This window comes from Cellulomonas sp. APG4, from assembly GCF_009996735.1.
In the GTDB taxonomy this organism is placed as follows: Bacteria; Actinomycetota; Actinomycetes; order Actinomycetales; family Cellulomonadaceae; genus Actinotalea.
This window is the reverse complement of the sequence record NZ_JAACYI010000001.1, coordinates 223796-248427: the sequence shown is the minus strand read 5'-3', so window position 1 is coordinate 248427 and position 24632 is coordinate 223796. Positions and strand designations below refer to the sequence as shown.

The following is a 24632-nucleotide window of genomic DNA, read 5'->3' as shown; positions in this document are numbered from 1 at the left end:
GCACGACGCACGACGACCCCGGCGGGGTGGTGGAGGTTCGAGCTCCCCACCCCGCCGGTGGCGCGTGCGGGCAGCCGCGCGACGGTGTGACCGCCGCGACGGACGTCAGGTGCGTGCGGCGGGGGCGGCGGGTGTCGCGACGAGCACGCCCGGGCGGCGCCAGCCCTTCGCGTCGAACGCCGAGGTGACGGCGCGGGCGACGTCGCCGACGTCGTCGACGCGCACGAGCGCGACCGCGGAGCCGCCGAAGCCGCCGCCGACCATCCGCGCGCCCAGCGCGCCGGCCTCGAGCGCGGCCTCGACGGCGACGTCGAGCTCGGCGCAGCTCACCTCGTAGTCGTCGCGCAGCGACGCGTGCGCGGCCGAGAGCACGGGTCCCACCTGTGCCACGTGACCCGCGTCGAGCAGCGCCACGACCTCCTCGACCCTCGCGATCTCGGTCACGACGTGACGCACGCGGCGCCGCGACACGTCGTCGGGCAGGGCGTCGAGGGCTGCGCCCAGGTCACGTACCTCGCGCAGCGTCGTGAGGCCCAGCGTGCGGCACGCGGCCTCGCACGTCGCGCGGCGCGCGCCGTACTGCCCGTCCACGAGCTGGTGCTCGGCGCGCGTGTCGACCACGAGCAGGGCCAGCCCGTGGGCCGCGAGGTCGAACGGGATCTGGCGCACGCTGCCGTCGCGCGCGTCGAGCAGCAGGGCGTGCCCCGCGGTGCAGCGCAACGACGCGGCCTGGTCCATCCCACCCGTCGGGGCCCCGGCGATGTCGTTCTCGGCCCGCTCGCACGCGGCCGCGAGCCTCGCGCGACCCGGGTCGTCGCCGCCGAGGCCGAGGGCGAACAGCTCGTCGAGGGCCACGGCGAAGGCGCACTCGAGCGACGCCGACGACGACAGGCCCGCCCCGTAGGGCACGCACGCGTCGACCACGGCGTCGAAACCCCGCACGTCGTGGCCGGCCTCGCGCAGCGCCCACGCGACGCCGACGGCGTACCCGGCCCAGCCCTCGACGCGTCCCGGGCCCACGTCCGCGAGCTGTCCGTGCCACGTCCCGCCGGCCGGCTCCTGCGCCGACGTGAGCCGCACCTCGTCGTCGGCCCGGGCGCGCACGGCCACGTAGGTGCGGTGCGGGAGCGCCATCGGCAGGCAGAGCCCGCCGTTGTAGTCCGTGTGCTCCCCGATGACGTTGACGCGCCCCGGAGCCGACCACACGCCGTCGGGCTCGCCGTCGAACGTCGAGCGGAACGCCGCGACGACGCGCGCGGCCCCCTCCTCGGGCGCCCACGCCGTCAGCACGTCCAGGCCGTCGTGCGCGGCGAGCGCGGCCTGCGGGTCCGTCACGGCGCCACCTCCTGGAGGCGTGCGGCGATGCGCTCGGGCGTGGTGTCGCTGATCCAGGCGGCCATGCCGGACTCGACGCCCGCGAGGTACTTGAGCCGCCCGGGGGCCCGCAGCACCGAGAACACCTGCAGGTGCAGGCGGCCCAGCTCGCGCCCCTCGCCCACCACGGCCTGGTGCCAGCCCGCGATGTAGGGCAGCGGGATGGGTGTGCCCGCGTCCTCGGTGCCCTCGGGCTCGACGAAGAACCGGTCCAGGCGGCGCAGCAGCTCGAGGTAGGTCCGCGCCAGGTCGTCGCGCTCGGGTCCCGTGAGCGCGGGCAGGTCGAGCACGTCCCGCTTGGGTGCGAGGTGCACCTCGACCGGCCAGCGCGCGGCGGCCGGGACGTAGGCGACCCAGTGCTCGGAGTCGAGCACCACGCGGGTGCCGGCCCGTCGCTCGGCGGCGACGACGTCGCTCAGCAGGTGCCGACCGGTGCGCTCGCCGTAGTCGCGCGCCTCGCGCAGCATCGCCTGCGTGCGCGGCGTCACGAACGGGAAGGCGTAGATCTGGCCGTGCGGGTGGGGGAGGGTCACGCCGATCTCGCGTCCGCGGTTCTCGAAGCAGAACACCTGCTCGACACCCGGCAGGGCCGAGAGCCGCGTGGTGCGGTCGGCCCACGCCTCGACGATCGTGCGGACCCGGTGGGGTGTCAGGTCGGCGAACGAGCTCGTGTGGTCGGAGCTGAAGCACACCACCTCGCACCGGCCTGCCGCGGGACGAGCGACGTGCAACGGCTCGTCGTCCACCTGCCACGGCTCGTCGGTGACCCCGGGCACCGCCATCAGGGCGGGGAACCGGTTCTCGAACACCACGACGTCGTAGTCGGTCGCGGGGACCTCGCCGTCGGAGTAGCGGGTGCCGGTGGTCTCGGGACGGGCCGGGCACAGCGGGCACGCGTCCGCGGCCGGGAGGTGGGTCCGGTGCATGCGGTGCGAGGCCATCGGGATCCACTCGCCGGTCAGCGGGTCGCGACGCATCTCGGGGCCCGTGACGGGGGTCGTCGTGCCGTCGGGCCCGGGCAGGGGTGCGAAGCGGTCGGCGAGGGGCCGGGGGTCCTCGAGCCTGCGGGTCGCGCCGCCCGAGACGTACGGCTCGGAGTCGTCGAAGTAGATGAGCTCGCGACCGTCGGCGAGCCGGGTCGCGGTGCGGCGCGCATGCGCCTGCGGGAGGGCGTTCACAGGTCTCCTCGGGTGGGCTGCGGGGTGCGGTCGGCGGTGCCGGGGCGGGTCAGCACGAGGTCCAGGGTGTCGACCGCGCCGAGGCGCTCGACCGCCTCGGCCGGCAACGCGCCGTCGGTGACCAGCACGTCGACCTCGGCGAGCGGGACGATGCGGCTGAGTCCCACCCGGCCCCACTTGGTGTGGTCGGCGACGACGACGGTGCGGCTCGCGCACGCGACCAGGGCCCGGTCGGTCTCGGCCTCGAGCAGGTTCGGCGTGGTGAGCCCGGCGTCGACGTCGAACCCGTGGACGCCGAGGAACGCGACGTCGACCCGGAGGGCCTCGAGGCCGCGGGTCGCGACCGGTCCCACGAGGGCGTCCGACGGGGTGCGCGTGCCGCCCGTGAGCACGACGGACAGGGCGTGGTCGCCCGGGTCGTGCAGCGCGGCGGCGGCCGGCAGCGAGTTGGTCACCACGGTGAGGGGTCGCAGCGCCGGGTCGGCGGCGACGAGGGCCGCGAGCAGGTGGGTCGTGGTGCCGGCCGAGAGCGCGATCGCACTGCCGGGTTCGACGAGATCGAGCGCGGTGCGCGCGATCGCGCGCTTCTCGGCCTCCGCGAGGGACGACTTGGCGGCGAAGCCCGGCTCGTGCGCGGCGTGGCGTGCGTCGACGGCGCCCCCGTGCACGCGCTCCACCAGGCCGCGACGTGCGAGCTCGGCGATGTCGCGGCGCACCGTCATGTCGGAGACGTCGAGGCTCGTGACGAGGTCCGCGACGCGCACGGCGCCACGGCTCCGGACCTGGGCCAGGATCAGCTCCTGGCGTTGCTGTGCGAGCACTCGCACAGTATCCCCCATGAACCGACCGTGATCCACCACGATCGAACACGAGCGCACATGGGTGTGCGGTGCGGGAGATGGATCGAATGGGGCGCCGCGGGCGCCCCGCCGTCAGCCCGAGACGGGCGAGAGGTTGAGGCGCCTGCCGGCGAGCCCGCGCGACCGGTGCGCGAGCGAGCGCGCGACCTCGAGCAGGGCGACAGCGGCGGGGGAGTCCGGGCGTGCGAGCGTCACGGGGGTCCCGCCGTCGCCCGCCTCGCGCAGCGCGACGTCGAGCGGGACCTGACCCAGCAGGGGCACCGGTGCGCCCGAGGCGGTCGCGAGGTTGTCGGCGACCTGCTGGCCGCCGCCGCTGCCGAAGATCTCGAGCCGGCTGCCGTCGGGCTGCTCGAGCCACGACATGTTCTCGACCACGCCGACCAGCTGCTGACGCGTCTGGAGCGCGATCGAACCCGCGCGCTCGGCCACCTCGGCCGCCGCGACCTGCGGGGTCGTCACCACCACGAGCTCGCTCGAGGGCAGCAGCTGCGCGACCGAGATCGCGATGTCGCCCGTCCCGGGCGGAAGGTCGAGCAGCAGCACGTCGAGGTCGCCCCAGAAGACGTCGGCGAGGAACTGCTGGAGCGCGCGGTGGAGCATCGGTCCGCGCCACACGACCGGGCGCCCGGCGGGCACGAACATGCCGATCGAGATCACCTTCACGCCGTGCGCGACGGGCGGCAGGATCATGTCGTCGACCTTGGTGGGCTGGTGAGTCACGCCCAGCATGCGCGGGATCGAGAAGCCGTAGACGTCGGCGTCGACCACCCCCACCTTGAGGCCCTCGGCCGCCATGGCCACCGCGAGGTTCGCCGTGACCGACGACTTGCCGACGCCGCCCTTGCCCGAGGCGATCGCGTACACGCGCGTGAGGTTGTCGGGCTGGGCGAACGGGATCACCGGCTCGGCCGCACCGCCGCGCAGCTGGGTGCGCAGCTCGGTGCGCTGCTCGTCGCTCATGACGCCCAGCTCGACGCGCACCGAGGCCACGCCGTCGAGTGCCTGCACGGTGGACGTGACGTCCTTGGTGATCGTGTCCTTGAGCGGGCAGCCCGCCGTCGTCAGGTCGACGCCCACGACCACCTGCGCGCCGTCGGCCCCGGGCGTCACGTCGACCGAGCGCACCATCTTGAGCTCGGTGATGGGGCGGCGGATCTCCGGGTCGATCACGCCCGCGAGGGCGGCGGTCACGGACTCGACGGTGGGGGAGGACATGCAGCCATCGTAGGTCGCCCCGCGCGGGCCTCTCGACCCACCCCCTCCGATGCGTAGGCTCGGCCCATGACGCTCCGGCACGAGGTCTACCTGGCAGCCCTGCGCGAGGAGTCCGAGCGCTTCCTCGAGGCCCTCGCGGGTGTCGATCCCACCACGCCGGTGCCCACGTGCGACGGGTGGACCGCTGCCGACCTGCTCTGGCACCTGGGCGAGGTGCAGCAGTCCTGGGCCGAGGTGGCCGCGCGCGGACCCGAGGGTGGCGAGCCGCCCGCGGTCGCGCGTCCCGACGAGGCCGACCTCGCGACGTTCGCCGCGACCGCGGGCACCGCGCTGCTCGCGGCGCTGAGCCGCCGCGAGCCGGGCGAGCCCTGCTGGTCGTGGCACGAGGACGGCGGCTCGGTGGGCTGGGTCGCGCGCAGGCAGGCGCACGAGGCCCTGGTGCACCGCGTGGACGCCCAGCTGACGGCGGGCCACGAGGTGACCCCGCCTGCGGTCGACCTCGCGGCCGACGGCGTCGACGAGGTGCTGCGGGTCATGGTCGACGGGGTCCCGGCCTGGGGTGCGTTCACCCCCGACGGCGTGACCGTGCGCCTCGTCGCGGAGAACGCGGGCGCGTCCTGGGTGCTGGGCCTGGGCCGCTTCACCGGCACGAGCCCTGCCTCGGGCACCGCGTACGACCTCGATGCGGCGGCCGTGCTCGTCGAGGACGACGGCGGGACCGACGACCTCGTGGTCACCGGTCACGCGTGGGACCTCGACCTGTGGCTGTGGGGTCGCGGGGGCTCGACGGCCCTCACCGTCGAGGGGGACGGCGCCGTGCTCGAGCGTCTCCGGAGCCTGCTGGCCGAGGCGACTCAGTAGCACGTCGCCGACGTGGGTCGGCAGCGGAGAGAGGCGTCAGGCGCGGTCGTCGCGCGTCGGGGTGTCGTCGTCGGCCGCCTGCATCTCCTCGAGCAGGTTGCGCAGCTCGGAGCGCACGAAGTCGCGCGTCGCGACCTCGCTCAGCGCGATGCGCAGCGCCGCGATCTCGCGCGCGAGGAACTCGGTGTCCGCGAGCGAGCGCTCGGCCCGCTGCCTGTCCTGCTCGGCGGCCACGCGGTCCCGGTCCGTCTGCCTGTTCTGGGCGAGCAGGATCAGCGGCGCGGAGTAGCTGGCCTGGAGCGACAGCATGAGCGTGAGCGCGGTGAAGTAGTACTCGGCGCTGTCGAACCTCAGGTGCTCGGGCCCCCAGCTGTTCCACGCGAGCCAGGCGGCGCAGAACACCGTGAGGTACACGAGGAACCGTGGGGTGCCCAGGAACCGCGCGATCGACTCCGACAGCTTGCCGAACGTGTCCGGCCCGAAGTGCGGGCGCGGCAGCGACCGGCGGGACTCGCGCGGCTGGTCGAGGCGGTCAGCCACGCGGCACCTCCTGCTCGGTCATCGCCCGGTCGGTCTCCTCGGTGTCGGCCTCGCGCCAGTCGTCCGGGAGCAGGTGGTCGAGCACGTCGTCGACGCTCACCGCGCCGAGCAGACGGCGCTCCTCGTCGACCACCGGCAGAGCCAGCAGGTTGTACGTCGCGAGCAGCCGCGTGACCATCCCGAGCGGGGCGTCAGGGGTGACGCGCTCGATCTCGGCGTCGATGAGCCCGCCGATCGGCTCGTGCGGGGGCTCGCGCAGCAGGCGCTGGAGGTGGACCACGCCGAGGAACCGCCCCGTCGGGGTCTCGAGCGGTGGCCGGCAGACGAACACCATCGACGCGAGCGCGGGCGTCAGGTCCTGGCGGCGCACGTGCGCGAGCGCGGCGGCGATCGGCGTCTCGGGCCCGAGCACCACCGGCTCGGTGGTCATGAGACCGCCGGCGGTGTCGTCCTCGTACGCGAGCAGGCGGCGCACGTCGCGCGCCTCCTCGGGCTCCATGAGCTCGAGGAGCTCGCTCGCCTGCTCGACGGGCAGCTCGCTCAGCAGATCTGCGGCGTCGTCGGGCTGCATGGCCTCGAGCACGTCGGCCGCCCGGTTGACGCTCAGGCCCGAGAGGATCGCCACCTGGTCGTCCTCGGGCAGCTCCTCGAGCACGTCGGCCAAGCGGTCGTTGTTGAGGGCGGCCGCGACCTCGAGGCGGCGGATGGTGCCCAGGTCGTGCAGCACGTCGGCCAGGTCGGCCGGCTTGAGGTCGTCGTAGGACGCCAGCAGCAGCTCGGCGCCCTGCAGGTCCGCCCCCGCCGCGAGGCTGCGCACCTGGTCCACCTCGACGAGCAGCGTCTCGCCGCGCCGGCGCAGGCCGAGCCCCTTGCCCGCTTGACGGCGTACGTAGAGCTGGGTGAGCAGCCAGTCGCGCGTGCGCTGCTGCTCGATCGCGACGTCGACGATCGTGGCACCGCCCGAGCCGTCCACCAGGTCGACGCGACGGTCCAGCAGCTCGCCCACCACGAGGGTCTCGGAGGCCCGCTGCTCGAAGCGCCGCATGTTGACCAGGCCCGTCGAGATGACCTGGCCCGCGTCGATGCTCGTGACGCGCGTGAGCGGCAGGAACACGCGCCGCCGCCCGGGCACCTCGACCACGAGCCCGACGGCGCGCGGCGCGGCCTTGACGCGCAGCAGCACGACGACGTCGCGCACACGGCCGACCTGGTCCCCGATCGGGTCGAAGACCGCGGTCCCGGCCAGGCGCGCGGCGAAGACGCGGGTCCCGGGGCTGCTCACGCCGTCAGCGTAGTGGCGGGACGCGTCGGCGGCGGGGTGGCGGGCCCGGTCGCGACGAGAAGGTGGTGCCCGCCGGCCCACGCGGGCATCCGCGCCGGCACCCCCGTGGCCCTCACGGCCCGTGTGGGCAAGAATCGGACACATGACGATGAACCGCTCGACCCGCGTCCCCGCCGTGCCCACCCTGCCGCGGGGTGAGCAGATCGCGGCCTACGAGACGTACCTCGAGGCGCAGAAGGCGGTCGACCACCTCTCGGACAAGGCGTTCCCGGTGCAGCACGTCACGATCGTGGGTGCCGACCTGCGCATGGTCGAGCGCGTCACGGGGCGACTCACCTACTCGCGCGTCGCCCTTGCGGGCCTCGCGACCGGTGCGTGGTTCGGTCTGTTCGTGGGGCTGCTGCTCTCGCTGTTCGCGGACGCCGACGGCGCGCTGCTGCCGATCTTCCCGGCGATCGCGATCGGTGCGGCGTTCGGGATCCTCTTCTCGGTGATCTCGTACGCGCTCACGGGCGGCAAGCGCGACTTCACCTCGTCGAGCCAGATCGTCGCGTCGTCCTACGCGGTGCTGTGCGCGAGCGAGCACGCCCACGCCGCGCGCAACCTCCTGCTCGAGCCGGGCGCGCCGGGACTCGGGCGCGGGGCGCAGACGCCCGCCCAGCCCGCCGCTCCCACCCAGCCCGCCGCTCCCACCCAGCCCACCCAGGGGCCGTCGTCGGGCACGGACCCGTCCTCCGGCACGCGCCCGGACGCGGGCGGGCCCGACGGTCCCACCCCTCCCGCGCCCTGACGCGCGAGGTCAGCCGCGCAGGCCGCGCATCCACGCCTCGACGTCGTCCGGACGGCGCGGGAGCGCGGCCGAGAGGTTCTCGTAGCCGTCGGCCGTGACGAGCACGTCGTCCTCGATGCGCACGCCGATGCCCCGGTACTCCTCGGGGACCGTCAGGTCGTCGGCCTTGAAGTACAGGCCGGGCTCGATCGTGAAGACCATGCCGGGCTCGAGCTCGGCGTCGAGGTACAGCTCGCGGCGCGCCTGGGCGCAGTCGTGCACGTCGAGGCCCAGGTGGTGGCTCGTGCCGTGCACCATCCAGCGCCGGTGGAACTGCCCCTCCGGGGCGAGCGACTCGGCCGCGCTGCACGGCAGCAGGCCCCACTCCTCGAGACGTGCCGCGACCACCTCCATCGCGGCCGCGTGCACGTCGCGGAAGCGGGTCCCGGGGCGCACCACGGCGAACGCGGCGTCGGCGGCCTCGAGCACCGCGGTGTAGACACGGCGCTGGACCTCGGTGAAGGTCCCGTCGACCGGGAGCGTGCGGGTGATGTCAGCCGTGTACAGGGTCTCGACCTCGACCCCGGCGTCGATCAGCACGAGGTCGCCGCGCCGCACCACGCCGTCGTTGCGGATCCAGTGGAGCGTCGTCGCGTGGTCGCCCGAGGCCGCGATGGTCTCGTAGCCCACCGTGTTGCCCTCCTCGCGCGCGACGCCGTCGAAGCTCGCCTCGATCACGCGCTCGCCGCGCGGGTGGGCCACGGCCCGGCCCAGGTTCGTCACGACCCGCTCGAAGCCGGTGATCGTGGCGGCGACGGCGGCACGCATCTGGGCGACCTCGTGCTCGTCCTTGACGAGCCGCAGCTCGCTCAGCGCCTCGGCGAGCTCGGCGTCGTCGTCGGCGAGCTCGTCCTCGGAGCGTCCTGAGGCGGCGCGCGCCCGGTCCACGAGGTCCGCGACGTCGTCGTCGGCCGCGGGCACCACGCGCACACGCACGCCGTCCGGGCCCACGTCCTTCGCGAGCGCGTCCGCGAGGCCGTCGAGGGGCGCCGTCGGGATGCCGGTGACGGCGGCGAGGTCGTCGAGCGACGGCCGCGCACCCACCCAGAACTCGCCGTAGCGCGCGTCGGCGAAGAACTCCTCGCTGTCGCGGCCGGCGAGGGGCCGGAAGTAGAGCACGGCGTCATGGCCGTCGTCTGCGGGGTGCAGCACCAGCACGGCGTCGGGCTCCTGGTCCGTGCCGAGGCCCGTGAGGTGCGCGAACGCCGAGTGCGGGCGGAACCGGTAGTCGGTGTCGTTGGACCGGGTCACGAGCGGGCCCGCGGGCACCACGAGGCGCTCGCCCGGGAACAGTGCCGACAGGCGCGCGCGCCGCACGGCGGTGTAGGGCGCCGCCGGACCGGCACCGGGGGCGGTACTCGTGCGCTCGGCCCAGCCCTCCGAGATGAACCGCCGGAACGCGGCCGACGACGGTCGTTGCGAGCGGTTCGAGCCGCGCTCGGTCAGGGCCTGCGCGGACGGCGTCGTGCCGGGTGCGTCGGGGGCGGTCGCGGTGGGCGGCGTGGGCGCGTTCGCCCCGGTGCTCTGCTCGCTCATGGCGTCCATCGTCGCACCCCTGCCGGCGTGCGAGGTCCCAGGTCGTGCAGCCCTACCCTGTGCACGTGCGCATCGACCTCCACACCCACAGCCACGCGTCGGACGGGACCGACGCACCCGCGGAGCTCATGGCCGCGGCGGCACGGGCGGGGCTCGACGTCGTCGCGCTCACCGACCACGACACGACCCGTGGCTGGGACGAGGCGACGGCGGCCGTCCCCACGACGGGCGTCGCGCTGGTGCGGGGCCTCGAGCTGTCGTGCCGCTGGGGGCCGATGAGCGTCCACCTGCTCTCCTACCTGCACGACCCGCACGAGCCCGCGCTGCGCGCCGAGACCGACGCGATCCGGGAGGCGCGCCTCTCCCGCGCGCGCCACATGGTGGATCTGATCGCTGCCGACCACCCGCTCACCTGGGACGACGTGCTCGCGCAGACCGAGCCGGGCACCACCGTGGGGCGACCGCACGTGGCCGATGCGCTCGTCGCGAAGGGCGTGGTGGCCGATCGCTCCGCGGCGTTCACCAGCATCCTGTCGGCGCGGTCCCCCTACTACGTGCCCCACCACGCACCCGACGTCCTGCGCGCCGTCGGGCTGGTCCGCGCGGCTGGCGGCGTGCCCGTGCTCGCGCACCCGGGCGCGCTCACGCGCGGTCGGATCCTGCCCGACGACGTGGTGCGCGAGCTCGCGGCCGCGGGCCTCGCGGGGATCGAGGTGGACCACCGCGACCACGACGCCGAGCAGCGCGCGCGGCTCGGTGCGCTCGCCGCCGAGCTGGGGCTCCTCGTGACGGGCGCGAGCGACTACCACGGCGAGGGCAAGCCCAACCTGCTGGGTGAGGGCACGACCAGCCGCGAGGCGCTCGCGGCCATCGAGGACGCGGGAGCGATCGAGGTGGTGCGGCCGTGGAGGGCGTGATCGACGGGCGGATGCTCGCGGAGGTCTTCGTGACCCTCTTCGTGATCATGGACCCGCCGGGGACGGTCCCGATCTTCCTCGGCCTCACGGGCGCGATGACCGGGCGTCAGCGCGCGCGAGCGGCGCGGCAGGCGATCCTGGTGGCGTTCGGCGTGATCGTGACGTTCGCGCTGTTCGGTCAGCAGCTGCTCGCCTACATGCACGTCTCGCTGCCCGCGCTCCAGGCCTCGGGTGGTCTGCTCCTGCTGCTCGTCGCGATGGAGCTGCTCACGGGCAAGATGGAGGAGCCTGACATGGGCGGCTCGCGTGGCGTCAACGTCGCGCTCGTGCCGCTCGGCACGCCGCTGCTCGCGGGGCCCGGCGCGATCGTCGCGACGATGGTCTTCGTGCAGCGCGCCGAGGAGCCCGCGCACTGGGTGTCGATCGCCGTCGGCGTGCTCGCGGTGCACGTGTGCCTGTTCCTGTCGATGCGCTTCGCCAACGTCATCCACCGCGTGCTCAAGGAGTCCGGGACCATCCTGGTGTCGCGGATCGCGGGTCTGCTGCTCGCCGCGATCGCGGTGCAGCTCGTGGCGGATGCCGTACGCGCGTTCGTCGAGGGCGGCTGAGGCGCCGCGACGCGCGCACCGAGCGACGGACGCGCCGCGAGATGCGCACCGCACCATGGGTCGGCGACGCTCGTCAGACGGTCCGTGCCGGACGCGCGTCGACCCCGACCCGCCGGAGCTCGAGGGCGGCGAGCGCGGGCACCACGTCGGGATCACGGCGTCGCCATGCGCCCGCGGGGTCGTCGGTCACCCGCAGCAGCACCGGCAGCGGTGCGCGGGCGAGGGCGCGCAGCGCGAAGAGCTCCTCGGCCGTGCCCGCGGCGACGAGCGCGCTCGCGACGCCCGCGCGACGCGCGAAGCGCACGCGGACCACGAGCCACACCGCGAGCACCGCGAGCACGGGCCACGCCGCGACCGTCAGCGCGACCACGTCGGCCAGCTGCGCGACGCCGTCCTGCAGGCCCTGACCGGCGCGGGTGATCGTGCCGGCGGCGCCGCCTGCGGCATCGAGCGGGCTGCGGAGGCGTTCGCCCACCAGGGGGACGTCGGCCACGCCGCCGGCGGCGTCGCCGAGGCCCGCCTCGAGCGACGCCCCCGCGTCCTCGAGCGTGCGACCCGGTGCCGCGAGCCGGCTGATGGCGGCGTGGACGGCCCGACCCACGAGGACCCAGGCCACGACCCACGCGACCACCCCCAGGTCTCCGACGAGCTGGCGTGCACGGCGGGCGGGGTGGTCCGCGTAGAGCTTCATCCCGGCATCCTGCCGTGCCGCCGTCTGCGCGCGGAACGGGTCAGGCGCCCGCGTCCGCCCCGCCGGCGCTGCTGTTCTGCCCGGCACTGCTGTTCTGACCAGCGTTGCCGTTCTGACCAGCGCTGCCGTCCTGGCCCGCACCACCGCGGCGCGTGCGACGACGGTTGCGGCGGCGTCGCGGCGTCGCCTCCCCGCCCTGCTCGCCGGACGCGCCGCCGTCGGCGGGACCGGTGCGACCCTCGGGCTGGTCCGAGGCACCCTGGCCTGCCCCGCCCCTGGTGCGGCGGCGGGACCGACCGCCCTCGCCGGCCTCGCGGCCCTCGTCACGTCGGCTGCCGCGTCCACCCCGGTCGTCGCGGCGGGCCCCGCCCTGCCCGCGACCGCGGCCCTGGCCGCCCGCGGGCGTGTGGCGCTTGCCCGTCTCACCCAGGTCCTCGAGCTCCTCGGCCTCGAGGCCGGCGCGCGTGCGCGCCTCACGCGGCAGGCGGCCCTTGGTGCCCTCGGGGATGTCGAGCTCGGTGTACAGGTGCGGCGAGCTCGAGTAGGTCTCCACCGGGTCCGGGAAGCCGAGGTCCAGCGCGCGGTCGATCAGACCCCAGCGCGGCAGGTCGTCCCAGTCGACGAACGTGACCGCGGTGCCCGTACGACCGGCACGGCCCGTCCGGCCCGTGCGGTGCAGGTAGGTCTTCTCGTCCTCGGGGCACTGGTAGTTGACCACGTGCGTCACGTCGTCGACGTCGATGCCTCGCGCCGCGACGTCCGTCGCGACGAGCACGTCGATCTTGCCCGAGCGGAACGCGCGGAGCGCCTGCTCGCGGGCGCCCTGGCCCAGGTCTCCGTGGATCGCACCCGCGGCGAACCCGCGGTCGGTGAGCTCGTCGGCGACCTTGGCGGCCGTGCGCTTGGTGCGTGCGAAGACGATCGTGAGGCCGCGGCCGCGAGCCTGGAGCAGACGCGCGAGGACCTCGACCTTGTCGAGTGCGTGGGCGCGGTAGACGACCTGCTTGATCGCCTTGAGCGTGTGGCCCTCGTCGTTCGGGTCGCTCGCGCGGATGTGCGTGGGCTGGGTCATGTAGCGGCGTGCCATCGCGACGACGGCGCCGGGCATGGTGGCCGAGAAGAGCATGGTGTGCCGCGAGGCCGGTGTGCGGGAGAGCAGCTTCTCGACGTCCGGAAGGAACCCGAGGTCGAGCATCTCGTCGGCCTCGTCGAGCACCACCGTGCGTGCGCGTGACAGGTCCAGGTGACCCTGGTTCATCAGGTCGATCATGCGCCCGGGCGTGCCCACGACCACCTCGACGCCACGGCCGAGGGTCTCGATCTGGGGCTCGTAGGCCCGACCGCCGTAGACCTGGACGATGCGCACCGAGCGTCGCCGCGACGCGGTCTCGAGGTCACCCGCCACCTGGACGGCGAGCTCACGCGTCGGCACGACGACGAGCGCCTGCGGCTTGCCCGGTGCGGGCAGTGCGTCGAACCCGTCCTCGTCCGGTGCGACGACCCGCTGCAGCAGCGGGATGCCGAAGCCGAGGGTCTTGCCGGTGCCCGTCTTCGCCTGGCCGATGATGTCGTGGCCCGAGAGCGCGACGGGCAGGGTCATCGCCTGGATGGGGAACGGATGGGTGATGCCGGCGTCGGCGAGCGCGCCGACGATCTCGGGGCGCACGTCGAAGTCGGCGAACGACGCGTCGGTGAGCTGGACGCTCGTCGCGCGGGGGTCGCCCGCCGCGTGCGCGGCGTCGTCGGTGATGGTCGGCAGGCCGGAGGCGGTCTCGGGCGCGGGGCTGGAACCGGTGGTGGTGCTCATGTCGTCCTCGGTGGTCGGTGCGCGGGGCCACACGCCGGGCCGGCCTCAGGACCGGGGACGGGCCGCGCCGCGCGCGGGGCCGGCAGCCGATCGTGGAGGGTGCCGTGCTCCGGGCCCCGCTGCGCGCAGCGGGTCGGACGGCGGATGTCGGGACGACCGGTCAACCGATGTACGTGCCCAGGGTAGCGGACGGGTCCCCGCCCACCGGCGTTAGCCTGGCCGGATGGCGACGACCGAACCGCTCCGGCCCACCACCGACGGCACGTCCGCGGACCAGCCGGGGGAGCACGATGTCGACAACGCCCTCGCGGTCCTCGGGATGATCGCCTACAGCGAGCTCGGTGCCTTCTCGCGCCTGGCGGCCGACGCCGCGCTCGCCCCGGGCCTGCCGGAGCGGCTCGAGCTCAGCCGGACCGCGGGCGTCGCCCTCGCGCGCCTCGACCGCGTCGCGGGCCGGGTCGCCGAGCTGCGGGGCGACGCGGGCGACGCTGCCCTCGCCGAGGTCATGGACCCGTTCGCGGGCGTGCTCAAGGAGTTCGACCTGCGCACGGAGCCGAGCACGTGGTGGGAGCGCATGCTCAAGGCCTACGTGGGGTACGGCGTCGCGGACGACTTCTGCCGGCTGCTGGCCCAGCCCCTGGACGCGACCACGCGCGCCCTCGTCGAGGAGGTCCTCAGCGACGAGGGCCAGGCGGGGCACGTGATCGGCACGCTCGCTGCGGCCGGTGCCGAGGACGCGACGCTGGACTCGCGGCTCGCGCTGTGGGGGCGCCGCCTCGTCGGCGAGGCCCTGTCGGTGGTCCAGCAGGTGCTGGCCGACAACCCGCGCATGCGTGACCTGCTGGTGCAGGCCCTCGGCGACGACGCCGCGGGGGAGGCCCAGCAGCGCCTGTTCGCGCTCCTGACGGCCGAGCACACGCGGCGCATGGAGCGCCTGGGCCTCACGCCCTGAGCGCGCCCGCCCTCCCCGGCCCCGGGTTTGTCGTGCGCCGGGACTCAGATGTTGTGGAAGCCCACCCGGCGCGTCTCGTCGCCGCCGAACTCGACGTAGCCGAGCGTCCCCGCCGGCACGATGACGCGCCGTCCGCGTGCGTCGGTCAGGTCGAGCGGTGCGCCCTTCTCGACGGCCGCGAGGACGTCCTTGGCGACCTTGTCGGCGGGCTGGTCGGTCTCGACGACCAGCTCCCGTGCGACGTTCTGCACGCCGATCGTGATCTCCACGTCCATCCCCTCCGTCTGCGGTGCTTGCGCCGTCATCCTAGGCAGGCCGCGCGGGGCTGGGCGCACGCGCGGCGGCCGACGGGGCCCGATTCCGCTCAGGGCGTCATGGCTGGGCGGGGACGAGGCCCGCGACGCCGCGCCACGCGAGGCCTGTGACCAGCTCGACGGCGTCCTCGACCGAGACCTCGCGCGACCGGTAGCGCGACGTCGCGGCGGTCGTGGCCATCCCGACGAGAGCGGTGCTCAGCAGCCGGGCGTGCTCCGTCGCGAGGCCCGTGAGCTCGTGCAGGCCCCGGCAGATCGCGGCGGCGGCGTCGGCCGAGGCCTGCTCGACGTGGGCGCGCACCTCCTGGTCGCGCGTCACGTCCGACTCGAAGAGCAGCGAGAACGAGTCGCCCGCGTCCTCGACGAACTCGACGTAGGCCCGCACGATCGCGCGCACCACGGCCTTGCCGTGCGGGGCGTCCTTGCCCTGCGCGCCCGCGTCCCGCTCGGCCACGGCTGCGAGCGCCTCGTCGACCGCCTCGACGAGCGCACGCCCCCGGTGGTCGACGACGGCGAGGTAGAGGTCGAGCTTCGACGGGAAGTGGCGGTAGAGGACGGGCTTGCTGACCTGTGCCCGGTCGGCGATGTCGTCCATGGAGACGTGGTGGAAGCCTTCTCGCGCGAACAGCTCCTGGGCGATCTGCAGCACCTGGGCCCGGCGCGCGTCGCGGGGCATCCGCGCCGCGCGTGCCCTGGGCGAAGGAGGCGTCACGCCGTCGATGCTAGCCACGTGGGCCGGGCGTGGGCTGCGGTGACCCCCGCGGGGATGACACCATGGCTCGGTGCCCGAGCCCCGGAGCGCGCGCCGCAGCGCCGCCGTCGTCCCGCGTCACGGCCGCCCCGTGCGCCGCGGCGGGCTCGCTGCCCTGCGCTTCGGGCCCTTCGCGCTCGTGCTGGCCTCGGTGGTGGGGACAGGGGCCGGGATGGGCACCGCGGTCGCGCTCGGGCCCGGAGGGCTGCCCGCTGCGGGACCGGTCGCCGCGGTGCGCACGAGCGAGACGGTCGAGTCGCCGGTCTCGGCGGCCGCCGACCCTCGTCCCACCTCGTCGTCGTCCCCCGACGTCGTGGACGGCGCAGGGCTGAGCCCGTCGAGCGACACGGCGTCGACCGCTCCCGGCGCGCTGCGGCTGCCCGAGGGGGAGGACCTGCCCCGGTTGCCGGCGCCGCTCGAGCCGGTCACACCCCCGGTGGACGACGGCCTGATGGCCTCGGACAGGGCTGCCGGTCTGCTCTCGGCCGAGGTCCCCGCGTCCGCGACGGGGACGCTCGTGGTCGTCCCGGGCGCGAGTGAGGCCCCCGTGCCCGAACGCCCCGTGCAGACCGTCCGCGTCGAGGTCGAGGAAGGGCTGCCCGTCGACGGTGAGGTGTTCGCCCGGACCGTCCTGGAGATCCTCAACGACCCGCGCGGCTGGGGTGCGGACGGTTCCGTGAGCTTCGCCCGGACCGACGCCGAGGACGCCGACCTGCGCGTCGCGCTCGCGAGCCCCGCGCTCACGGACCAGATGTGCGCCCCGCTCGAGACCGTGGGCCTGTACTCGTGCGGGGCGTACGGGTACGCGGTGCTCAACTTCCTGCGGTGGTCGACCGCGACCGAGGAGTTCGCCGACCGCACGCAGTACCGCGAGTACCTCGTGAACCACGAGGTGGGTCACCTGCTGGGCCACGGTCACGAGGACTGTCCGGGCGAGGGCGAGGTCGCGCCGCTCATGCAGCAGCAGACCGTCGTCGTCGCCCCGTGCGTCCCGAACGGGTGGCCGTTCCCCGACGCGGGCTGAGTCGGGCCGCGCGGCCGCACGGGGACGGTGCGTGTCGGTCCGGTGTGATGGGGTGTGCGCGTGCTGCCTGCTCCCGCCCTCACGACCGCACGCCCGACGGCGTCGTCGTCCGTCCTGGGGGCCGACCAGCGCGAGGTGCTGACGCTGCGCACTCCCACGCTGCTCGTCCGCGGTGCGCCCGGGAGCGGCAAGACGACCGTCGCGCTCGCGCTCGTCCGCGACCACCTCGATGCGGGCCGCGACCCGGGCCGGGTCCTCCTGCTCGCGCCGACCCGACGCGCGGCGGCCCGCCTGCGCGACGAGCTCGCGACGGGCGTGGTCCGTACGACGGGCGGCCCGCTCGTGCGGACGGCGTCCTCGCTCGCGTTCTCCGTGCTGCGCGCCCGGGCGGCACAGCTCGGCGAGCCCGCACCGGTGCTCATCACCGGCCCGGAGCAGGACCACGTGCTCGCCGAGCTCCTCGCGGGGCACGCGGAGGGTGACGGCGCTCACGTGGCCTGGCCGGCCGACGTGGTGCCGGCCCTCCGGCTCCGCGCGTTCCGGGACGAGCTGCGCGACCTGCTCATGCGGGCCGCGGAGCGCGGGCTGGGGCCGGACGAGCTCGCCGCGCTGGGCGCGCGTCACCACCGTCCGGTCTGGGCGGCGGCCGCGGCGGTCTACCGCGAGTACCTCGACGTCACCCGGCTGCGCAGCGCCACGCCCGACGCGGGCCGGCGGTTCGACCCTGCCGCGGTGGTGGACGAGGCCGCTGAGGCCCTCGCGGCGTGGCGGACGGAGCTCCCGGGCACGCAGGAGCCTGCGTGGGACCTGGTGGTGGTCGACGACTACCAGGAGGCGACGGCCGCGACTGCACGCCTGCTGCACGTGCTCGCCGGTGCGGGCACGCGCCTGGTGCTGCTCGCGGACCCGGACGCCGCCGTGCAGACCTTTCGCGGTGCGAGCCCGGCACTGGTCGAGCGGGCGACCGCCCCCGCGGGCAGCGAGCTCGGTGCGTTCGGCGCCGACGAACGCACGCTCGCGGCGGTGCGGCGGCACGGTGCGGGGCTGCGCCGTGTGGTGCGCGCGGTCACGGCCGAGATCCGCGGTCCGGTGCGCGGACACCGCACCGCCGAGGCCGAGGCGGCGGGCGCGGGCGCCGATGTGCCAGGGCGTGCACGGGCGGGCGCACCGGCCGAGGTCGCGCTGCTCCGCTCGAGCGCGCAGGAGGCCGCCTACGTGGCGTACCGGCTGCGCTCGGCGCACCTGCGCGACGGCGTCCCGTGGGGACGCATGGCGGTCGTGGTGCGCTCCGGCTCGCGCCTGGTCGAGCTGCGCCGCGCCCTGCTGGGCGCGCAGGTGCCGGTCGAGGTCGTCGGGCGCGACCTGCCGTTGCGGGCCGAGCCGGCGGTGCGTCCGATGCTCGTCGCGCTGCGCTGCTCCGTCGAGCCCACCGCGCTCGACGCCGAGGCCGCGGCTGCGCTCCTGACCTCGCCGCTCGGGGGTCTCGACGCGGTCGGGCTGCGGCGTCTGCGCAGGGCGCTGCGCGCCGAGGAGCTCGCGGGCGGCGGCGGGCGGGCCAGCGACGACCTCCTGGCCGAGGTGCTGGCCGCGCCCGAGCGTGCGCAGACGCTCCCGGCAGCCGTACGTGGGCCGGTGGCCCGCGTGGCCCGTGTGCTCGAGTCGGGGCGCGCCGCCCTCGAGCGGCCCGGCGCCACGACGCTCGACGCGCTGTGGGCGCTCTGGTCGACGGCAGGGCTCGCCGAGACGTGGCGTCGCTCGGCCCTCGCCGGAGGCCCCGGCGGCGCGCGCGCGGACAGGGACCTCGACGCGGTGCTCGCGCTGTTCACGGCCGCCGAGCAGTTCGTCGACCGGCTTCCCCAGGCCTCGGTGCTCGCCTTCGCCGATCACCTCGACGCGCAGGACCTTCCCGGGGACTCGCTGGCGGCGCACGGGCACGGCGAGGCCGTGACGCTCGTGACGGCCGCAGGCGCCGCCGGGGGCGAGTGGGACGTCGTCGTGGTCGCCGGCGTGCAGGAGGGTACGTGGCCCGACCTGCGGCTCCGCGACTCGGTGCTGGGCGCCCAGGCGCTCGTGGACGCGCTCGCGGGGCGTCCCGTCCCGCGCGCGGGCCGGGACGCCGCCGACGTGGTGGAGGCCCGCGTCGCCGTGCTCGACGACGAGCTCCGCGCGTTCGCGGTCGCCGTCTCTCGTGCCCGGCGATCGCTCGTGGTGACCGCGGTGAGCGACACCGAGCAGCGTCCGTCGCCCTTCGTCGACCTCGTCGAGCCCGGCCCGGCCGACGACGGCCCCGACCCCCGGGTGCTGCACGTACCCGCGAGCCTCGACCTGCGCGGCGTGGTCGCGCGGTGCCGCGCCGAGCTCGAGCGGGACGGCGGAGGCGCCGACCACCCGGCGGCCCGGCTCCTCGCGCGGCTCGCCGCGGAGGGCGTGTCCGGGGCGTCCCCGGACGAGTGGTACGGCATGCGACCCACCTCGACGGACGCCCCGCTGTGGGCGCCGGACGAGGTGGTCCCGCTCTCGCCGTCGAAGCTCGAGCTCGCCTCCACCTGCGCGCTGAGGTGGGCGCTCGAGGCCGCCGGCGGCACGCCCGCCGACACGGGGGAGCAGAGCCTCGGCACGCTCGTGCACGAGATCGCGGCGGCCCTGCCCGACGGCACCCGTGACGAGCTCGCCGCGGCCCTCGAGGAGCGCTGGCCCCGGCTCGGGCTCGGCACGGGCTGGGTCGCCGAGTCCCGGCGCCGTCGCGCGGACGCGATGATCGACCTGCTCGCGGCCTATCTCCGCCGCGCGGACGGCGCCGTCGCGGTCGAGGCGCCGTTCACGGTCGACGTGGGCCGCGTGCGCCTGCGGGGGACCGTCGACCGGCTCGAGGCGACGACCGACCCCGAGGGGCGCACGCTCCTGCGTGTGGTCGACCTCAAGACGGGTCGTTCAGCCGTGAGCAAGGTGCAGGCCGAGCGCCACCCGCAGCTCGGCGCGTACCAGCTCGCGGTCGAGGCGGGCGCGTTCGCCCCGGACGCCCCCGAAGGCGCGTCATCTGTGGCGTCCGCGGGGGCGGCCCTCGTCTACGTGGGGACGGGCACCCGCACACCGACCACGCGCGACCAGCCCGCGCTGAGCTCCGACGCCGACCCGCGCTGGGCCGAGGACCTGGTCGACGGTGTCGCACGCACCGTGAGCGACGCGGTCCTGCGTGCGACCCGCAACGACCTGTGCCGACGTTGCCCGGTGCGCAGGTCGTGCCCCGCGCAGCCCGAGGGCGGGGTGGTCGGGGCGTGGGAGAACCGATCCGGCGACGACGCCGGGGCACGTGCGGACGGTGAGGCATGAGGTTCAGCGCCGTCGAGATCGCCGAGCTCCTCGGACGTCCCCGGCCCACGGCCGAGCAGGTCGCCGTGATCGAGGCGCCCCTCGAACCTCTCCTCGTGGTCGCCGGAGCAGGGTCGGGGAAGACCGAGACCATGTCCGCCCGCGTGGTCCACCTGATCGCGAACGGGCTCGTGGAGCCGGACGCCGTGCTGGGCCTCACGTTCACCCGCAAGGCGGCCGGTGAGCTGTCCGACCGGGTGCGCCAGCGGCTCCGGACCCTCCGGCGCGTGCTGCCCCCCGACACGCGCGCGGGCGCCGGTGGCGTTGCCGGACCAGCCCGCACCGATGCGTTGGTCGCGCCGACCGTCGCGACGTACAACTCCTACGCGGCCGGGCTGGTGGGCGAGCACGCCCTGCGACTGGGCGTCGAGCCCACGTCGCGCCTGCTGGGCGAGGCCGCGCGGTGGCAGCTCGCGAACGACGTGGTGGAGCACTGGGCGGCGGACCTGGGCACCGACCTCGCGTCGAGCACGGTGACCGAGGCCGTCCTCGATCTCGCGGGGGAGCTCGCCGAGCACCTGCGGGACGTCGCGGACCTGCGCAGCGAGGCCGAGCGGCTCGCCGAGGCCGTCGAGCGGCACGAGGAGACGCTCGGGGCGTTGCCCGCAGCCCGACGCACGCTGCTGCGGGACGTGGCGCGCTCGCTGCGTCTGCGGTCGGTCCTCGCGGACCTCGTCGCGGAGCTGACCGAGCGTAAGCGCGCCGCCGACGTGATCGACTTCGCCGATCAGGTCGCCCTCGCGGCGAGGCTCGCACGCGAGGTCCCCGAGGTCGGTGCGGGCGAGCGGGCGCGCTTCCGCGTGGTGCTGCTCGACGAGTACCAGGACACCTCCGTGGCGCAGATGGAGCTGCTCCGGCACCTCTTCGGCGCGGGAGAGCGCGAGGGACCCGGCGCAGGTCACCCGGTGACCGCCGTCGGCGACCCGCACCAGTCCATCTACGGCTGGCGGGGTGCGAGCGCGGGCGGGCTCGCCAGGTTCCCGACGCAGTTCCCGCGCACCGACGGCCGCCCGGCGCACCAGGCCGCGCTCGCGACCTCGTGGCGCAACGACCACAGGGTGCTCGACGTCGCGAACCTCCTCGCCGCGCCGCTGCGTGAGACCGCGGCCGTCGAGCTGCCGGTGCTCGGTGCTCGGCCGGATGCGGGCGAGGGGTGCGTCGAGGCCGAGATGCTCGAGACCGCCGAGGCCGAGGCCACGCGTGTCGCGGAGTGGATCGCCCGGGCATGGACCGACGGTCGCACGGCCGGCGTGACCGCCGCGGTGCTGTGCCGCAAGCGCGCGCAGTTCCCGCTGCTCCAGGCCGCGCTCGTGGCCCGCGGGCTCCCGGTCGAGGTGGTCGGTCTCGGGGGCCTGCTGGGGACACCCGAGGTGGTCGACCTGGTCGCGGCCCTCCAGGCCGCCCACGACCCCTCGCGCGGCGACGCTCTCATGCGCCTGCTCACGGGGCCGCGCGCCCGGCTCGGCCTGGCCGACCTGCACGCGCTCGCCGACTGGTCGGGCGAGCTCGCCGGACCGCGCGGCGCACGCGGTGCCGACCAGGTGGCCGATGTGGTGGACGAGCGCAGCATCGTCGACGCGATCGACGCCCTTCCCGCCCCCGGCTGGACGAGCCGGAACGGCCGCGGCCTGTCGTCCGCCGGTCACGGGCGTCTCACCGAGCTCGGGGAGGTGCTCCGAGCCCTGCGCGCGCACACGCACCTGCCGGTGGTCGAGGTGGTCGCGGAGGCAGAGCGCCTCCTGGGCCTCGACATCGAGGTCGCGGCCGTCGCCGGCACGTCACCCGGGGCCGCCCGGGCCAACCTGGACGCGTTCCGTTCCGTGGCCGCCGCGTTCGACGCGGCCGAGCAGGCCACCCTCGGCGCCTTCCTCGCCTGGCTCGAGGCGGCCGAGCGCGAGGAGCGGGGCCTCGAGGCACCGGTGGCCGACGTCGACCCGGAGGCGGTCCAGCTGCTCACGGTGCACGCGGCCAAGGGGCTCGAATGGGACGTCGTCGCCGTGCCCGGGCTCGTGGACGGGGGCTTCCCGTCGCTGCGCACGCCGGCGGACGGGGTGGTCGTCGACCAGGGCTGGCTCACCGACCGCGGCAAGCTCCCGGCGTCCTTGCGGGGCGACCGCGAGAGCCTGCCCGCGCTCGACCTGACCGGGGCGCGCGACGCGACCGAGCTCTCCGACCGGGTCGGTGCCTACCGGCGCGCCGCGGGGGCCCACCAGATCGCCGAGGAGCGAAGGCTCGCCTACGTCGCCGTCACGCGTGCGCGCCGCGACCTGCTCCTCACGGGTTCGTGGTGGCGCGAGGGCACGCGCCCGCGCTCGCCCTCGCTCTTCCTCACCGAGGTCGCGACGAGCGACCTCGTCCGCACCGGTGACGTGCACGTCCTCGGGTGGAGCCCCGACCCGGCGGTCGAGGCAGAGGCGGCCGGGACCACGCCGCGGCGGCCCGAGGGTCCGGAGCGTCCGGACCCGTCATGGCCACCGGCTGCGCCGCTGGGTGAGCGGCAGCGCGTGGTGACGGCCGCCGCCGAGGCCGTCCGCGCCGCGGTGCCCGTCGAGCTCGACCGGGTCGCCGGGCAAGGCTCCCTCCCGGTGCGCGAACCGGGTCAGGAGCACGTCGGGCCCGACGTCGACGGGTCGTCGGCCCGTGAGGCCGACCACGAGGACCTCCTGGCGGTCACCGCGCTCCTGCTCGACGAACGCGAGCGGCGCTCGGGCACGTACGGCCGTGAGCTCCCCGCGCACGTGTCGGCCTCGGGTCTGGTGCGGCTCGGCCAGGACGCGGAGGGGTTCGCCCGTCAGCTCCGCCGGCCCGTCCCGCTCGAGCCCTCGGCGCACGCGCGGCGCGGCACCGCCTTCCACACCTGGGTCGAGCAGTGGTACGGCAGGGCCGCCCTGCTCGACGTCGACCTGCTGCCGGGTGCGGACGACGACTCGGTCGAGGCGGACGGCGACCTCGACGAGCTCAGGGCCCGGTTCCTCGCCTCGCCGTGGGCCCACCGCACCCCGGTGGCCGTCGAGGTCGACGTGGAGACGCCGATCGGTGGCGTGGTCGTGCGCTCGCGCATCGACGCGGTCTTCCCCGACCCGGAGCGCCCGGCCGACCCGCGCGCCGTCGTGGTCGTCGACTGGAAGACGGGGCGGCGGCCGGTCGACGACGAGACCGAGCGGTCGCGTGAGCTCCAGCTCGCGGTCTACCGCATCGCGTGGTCACGCTGGGCCGGCGTCGACCTCGACGACGTCGCCGCAGCCTTCGTCTACGTGGCCGACGACGTCACGGTCCGCCCGCGCTCCCTTCCCGGCGTGGCCGAGCTCGAGGAGCTGCTCAGCCCCTGACGGCCGAGGAGCCGTGGTCCTCCCTCGGCGTGCCCTGGTCCCGCTCGTCGTCGAGCGCCGCGTCCTCGCCCGGCTCGACGACCTGGTCGGTCGTCGAGCCCTCGTCAGGCGTCGTGGCCTCGTCGGGCGCCGTGCCCTCTGCGCCGTCCTCGCGCACCGGCACGTCCTGCGTCACGGCGTCGTCGTCCACGTCGTCCTCGTGCCAGCGGTCGTCGTCGTACCGGGTGGTGCCCGCGGGCTCGTACCCGCCCACGTACGCGGGTGGCGGCTCGTCGTCGGCGGTGTGCTCGTCGAGCTCGACCAGCATCGCGGTCGCGTCGTCGACCACCTCGGCGTCGTCGTTGCGGACTCCGTGCAGCAGCCAGCGGGCCAGTGCGAGCTCCCCCGCCAGCAGGGCGCGCTCGGCGAGGTGGTGGTCGGTGAGCTCGGTGCGACGCAGCGCGTAGGCCTCGAGGATCGGGTCCACGGCCTCCTGCGGCGCCGCGACGAGCAGCCACGCGAGGTCGTCGGCGGGATCGGCGACCTTGGCCTCGGTCCACTCGAGCAGGGCCGTCGGCTCGTCGCCGGTGCACAGCACGTGGTCCGCCGACAGGTCTCCGTGCACCACGGTGGGACGGAAGCGCCACATCGCGACGTCCTCGAGCGCGCGCTCCCACCGCCGCAGCAGGGCGGCCGGGACCTTGCCGGTGCGCGCGGCCTCGTCGACCTCCGCCAGGCGGCGGCGCCGGTAGGCGTCCGCCTCGTAGACCGGGAAGCCCGCGTCCTCGACGGTCGACGGCGGCAGCTCGTGCAGCGCGGCGATCGCGCGCCCGAGGCCTGCGGCCAGGCCGGGGCCCGGGCCGAGCAGCTCGAGCTGGAGCGGGTGGCCGGCGAGATCGGGGTGCACCACGGCGCGCCCGCCCTCGGGCAACGGGGCGAACCCCGCGGGTCGAGGCACCTCGAACGGCAGTCGACCGCCATCCACGTGCTCGGCGAGGCGCGCCAGCAGGGCGACCTCGGCCTCGAGCGCCGCGCCGGCGGCGGCCGTCCGGGGCGCACGCACCACCCAGCGGTGGTGCTGCGCGTCGATCACGACGGCGGTGTCGAGGCTGCCGCCCGACGACGGTCCCCGGTGCACGTCGTACGCGTCGAGACCCGGCACCGCGACGGTCGCGAGTGCGGCGAGGGCCAGGGGGGAACGTGCCACTCGCTCACC

20 protein-coding genes are annotated in these 24632 nt (G+C 75.6%); 8 read left to right on the top strand and 12 right to left on the bottom strand.

Translation table 11 applies throughout. The features are described 5' to 3' along the window. Positions 1–105: 105 nt before the first annotated feature. The 4 genes from galK to GXB85_RS01115 all read right to left on the bottom strand — a co-directional run bounded on the left by galK (position 106) and on the right by GXB85_RS01115 (position 4627). Positions 106–1335 (bottom strand): galactokinase, encoded by a 1230-nt coding sequence (gene galK, locus GXB85_RS01130; RefSeq protein WP_161915781.1) that lies wholly within the window; start codon positions 1333–1335, stop codon positions 106–108. Continuing rightward, the gene (galT, locus tag GXB85_RS01125; protein WP_161915780.1) at positions 1332–2552 is read right to left on the bottom strand and encodes a galactose-1-phosphate uridylyltransferase; all 1221 of its coding nucleotides are present in this window, start codon (positions 2550–2552) and stop codon (positions 1332–1334) included. The genes galK and galT overlap by 4 nt, the downstream gene beginning before the upstream one ends. Further along, entirely contained in the window at positions 2549–3391 is an 843-nt protein-coding gene (locus tag GXB85_RS01120) for a DeoR/GlpR family DNA-binding transcription regulator (protein WP_202627407.1), read from the bottom strand. Before GXB85_RS01120 ends, galT begins: the two co-directional genes overlap by 4 nt. Before the next feature lie 93 nt (positions 3392–3484). Beyond that, the gene (locus tag GXB85_RS01115; RefSeq protein ID WP_161915779.1) at positions 3485–4627 is read right to left on the bottom strand and encodes an Mrp/NBP35 family ATP-binding protein; all 1143 of its coding nucleotides are present in this window, start codon (positions 4625–4627) and stop codon (positions 3485–3487) included. A gap of 66 nt (positions 4628–4693) precedes the next feature. Between GXB85_RS01115 and GXB85_RS01110 the strand changes: the two genes are divergently transcribed. After that, positions 4694–5488 (top strand): maleylpyruvate isomerase family mycothiol-dependent enzyme, encoded by a 795-nt coding sequence (locus tag GXB85_RS01110; protein ID WP_161915778.1) that lies wholly within the window; start codon positions 4694–4696, stop codon positions 5486–5488. A 36-nt stretch (positions 5489–5524) separates the two neighbouring features. On the opposite strand, the gene GXB85_RS01105 is transcribed toward GXB85_RS01110, so the two are convergent. Both GXB85_RS01105 and GXB85_RS01100 read right to left on the bottom strand, forming a co-directional pair. After that, on the bottom strand, positions 5525–6028 hold the full coding sequence (locus tag GXB85_RS01105; protein WP_161915777.1) for a DUF1003 domain-containing protein: 504 nt from the start codon (positions 6026–6028) through the stop codon (positions 5525–5527). Continuing rightward, positions 6021–7310: a magnesium transporter MgtE N-terminal domain-containing protein gene (locus tag GXB85_RS01100; RefSeq protein WP_161915776.1), complete on the bottom strand. Its 1290-nt coding sequence runs from the start codon at positions 7308–7310 to the stop codon at positions 6021–6023. The genes GXB85_RS01105 and GXB85_RS01100 overlap by 8 nt, the downstream gene beginning before the upstream one ends. A 142-nt stretch (positions 7311–7452) precedes the next feature. Between GXB85_RS01100 and GXB85_RS01095 the strand changes: the two genes are divergently transcribed. Next, the gene (locus GXB85_RS01095; RefSeq protein WP_161915775.1) at positions 7453–8100 is read left to right on the top strand and encodes a general stress protein; all 648 of its coding nucleotides are present in this window, start codon (positions 7453–7455) and stop codon (positions 8098–8100) included. A gap of 9 nt (positions 8101–8109) precedes the next feature. On the opposite strand, the gene GXB85_RS01090 is transcribed toward GXB85_RS01095, so the two are convergent. After that, the gene (locus GXB85_RS01090; protein WP_202627405.1) at positions 8110–9675 is read right to left on the bottom strand and encodes an aminopeptidase P family protein; all 1566 of its coding nucleotides are present in this window, start codon (positions 9673–9675) and stop codon (positions 8110–8112) included. A 65-nt stretch (positions 9676–9740) separates the two neighbouring features. On the opposite strand from GXB85_RS01090, the gene GXB85_RS01085 reads away from it, so the two are divergent. Both GXB85_RS01085 and GXB85_RS01080 read left to right on the top strand, forming a co-directional pair. Continuing rightward, positions 9741–10592, top strand: coding sequence for a PHP domain-containing protein (locus GXB85_RS01085; protein ID WP_161915773.1), 852 nt, complete (start codon positions 9741–9743; stop codon positions 10590–10592). A gap of 11 nt (positions 10593–10603) precedes the next feature. Next, positions 10604–11200, top strand: a complete 597-nt coding sequence (locus tag GXB85_RS01080; RefSeq protein WP_202627442.1) for a MarC family protein — start codon at positions 10604–10606, stop codon at positions 11198–11200. A 73-nt stretch (positions 11201–11273) separates the two neighbouring features. Here GXB85_RS01080 and GXB85_RS01075 read toward each other — a convergent pair whose 3' ends face one another. Beyond that, complete coding sequence (locus GXB85_RS01075) at positions 11274–11891, bottom strand: hypothetical protein (RefSeq protein ID WP_161915771.1); 618 nt, start codon at positions 11889–11891, stop codon at positions 11274–11276. 40 nt (positions 11892–11931) lie between these two features. Continuing rightward, the gene (locus tag GXB85_RS01070) at positions 11932–13698 is read right to left on the bottom strand and encodes a DEAD/DEAH box helicase (protein WP_161915770.1); all 1767 of its coding nucleotides are present in this window, start codon (positions 13696–13698) and stop codon (positions 11932–11934) included. A gap of 223 nt (positions 13699–13921) precedes the next feature. Here GXB85_RS01070 and GXB85_RS01065 point away from each other — a divergent pair, with 223 nt between their 5' ends. Continuing rightward, positions 13922–14650, top strand: coding sequence for a ferritin-like fold-containing protein (locus tag GXB85_RS01065; protein WP_161915769.1), 729 nt, complete (start codon positions 13922–13924; stop codon positions 14648–14650). 44 nt (positions 14651–14694) lie between these two features. On the opposite strand, the gene GXB85_RS01060 is transcribed toward GXB85_RS01065, so the two are convergent. Both GXB85_RS01060 and GXB85_RS01055 read right to left on the bottom strand, forming a co-directional pair. Next, positions 14695–14925, bottom strand: a complete 231-nt coding sequence (locus tag GXB85_RS01060; RefSeq protein ID WP_202627404.1) for a DUF3107 domain-containing protein — start codon at positions 14923–14925, stop codon at positions 14695–14697. Positions 14926–15022: 97 nt separating this feature from the next. Next, positions 15023–15676, bottom strand: a complete 654-nt coding sequence (locus tag GXB85_RS01055) for a TetR/AcrR family transcriptional regulator (RefSeq protein ID WP_370523930.1) — start codon at positions 15674–15676, stop codon at positions 15023–15025. A 70-nt stretch (positions 15677–15746) separates the two neighbouring features. On the opposite strand from GXB85_RS01055, the gene GXB85_RS01050 reads away from it, so the two are divergent. Genes GXB85_RS01050 through GXB85_RS01040 form a run of 3 tightly spaced genes read left to right on the top strand, consistent with a single transcriptional unit; the run spans position 15747 to position 23437 of the window. Continuing rightward, positions 15747–16739: a DUF3152 domain-containing protein gene (locus tag GXB85_RS01050; RefSeq protein WP_370523929.1), complete on the top strand. Its 993-nt coding sequence runs from the start codon at positions 15747–15749 to the stop codon at positions 16737–16739. A 60-nt stretch (positions 16740–16799) separates the two neighbouring features. Continuing rightward, positions 16800–20069 carry an ATP-dependent helicase gene (locus GXB85_RS01045; protein ID WP_370523928.1) on the top strand — a complete coding sequence of 1090 codons (3270 nt, stop codon included), beginning with the start codon at positions 16800–16802 and terminating at the stop codon, positions 20067–20069. Further along, positions 20066–23437, top strand: coding sequence for an ATP-dependent DNA helicase (locus tag GXB85_RS01040; RefSeq protein ID WP_161915767.1), 3372 nt, complete (start codon positions 20066–20068; stop codon positions 23435–23437). Before GXB85_RS01045 ends, GXB85_RS01040 begins: the two co-directional genes overlap by 4 nt. Here GXB85_RS01040 and GXB85_RS01035 read toward each other — a convergent pair. Further along, positions 23427–24623, bottom strand: a complete 1197-nt coding sequence (locus tag GXB85_RS01035) for a phosphotransferase (protein ID WP_161915766.1) — start codon at positions 24621–24623, stop codon at positions 23427–23429. The genes GXB85_RS01040 and GXB85_RS01035 overlap by 11 nt on opposite strands. Positions 24624–24632 lie beyond the last annotated feature (9 nt).

Bases quoted from the DNA above. Each gene is read 5' to 3' on its own strand.
- GXB85_RS01040 (WP_161915767.1), top strand. From the start codon at position 20,066: ATGAGGTTCAGCGCCGTCGAGATCGCCGAGCTCCTCGGACGTCCCCGG.
- GXB85_RS01065 (WP_161915769.1), top strand. From the start codon at position 13,922: ATGGCGACGACCGAACCGCTCCGGCCCACCACCGACGGCACGTCCGCG.
- GXB85_RS01075 (WP_161915771.1), bottom strand. From the start codon at position 11,891: ATGAAGCTCTACGCGGACCACCCCGCCCGCCGTGCACGCCAGCTCGTC.
- GXB85_RS01110 (WP_161915778.1), top strand. From the start codon at position 4,694: ATGACGCTCCGGCACGAGGTCTACCTGGCAGCCCTGCGCGAGGAGTCC.
- GXB85_RS01115 (WP_161915779.1), bottom strand. From the start codon at position 4,627: ATGTCCTCCCCCACCGTCGAGTCCGTGACCGCCGCCCTCGCGGGCGTG.
- GXB85_RS01120 (WP_202627407.1), bottom strand. From the start codon at position 3,391: ATGGGGGATACTGTGCGAGTGCTCGCACAGCAACGCCAGGAGCTGATC.
- GXB85_RS01070 (WP_161915770.1), bottom strand. From the start codon at position 13,698: ATGAGCACCACCACCGGTTCCAGCCCCGCGCCCGAGACCGCCTCCGGC.
- GXB85_RS01095 (WP_161915775.1), top strand. From the start codon at position 7,453: ATGACGATGAACCGCTCGACCCGCGTCCCCGCCGTGCCCACCCTGCCG.
- GXB85_RS01060 (WP_202627404.1), bottom strand. From the start codon at position 14,925: ATGGACGTGGAGATCACGATCGGCGTGCAGAACGTCGCACGGGAGCTG.
- GXB85_RS01090 (WP_202627405.1), bottom strand. From the start codon at position 9,675: ATGAGCGAGCAGAGCACCGGGGCGAACGCGCCCACGCCGCCCACCGCG.
- GXB85_RS01080 (WP_202627442.1), top strand. From the start codon at position 10,604: ATGCTCGCGGAGGTCTTCGTGACCCTCTTCGTGATCATGGACCCGCCG.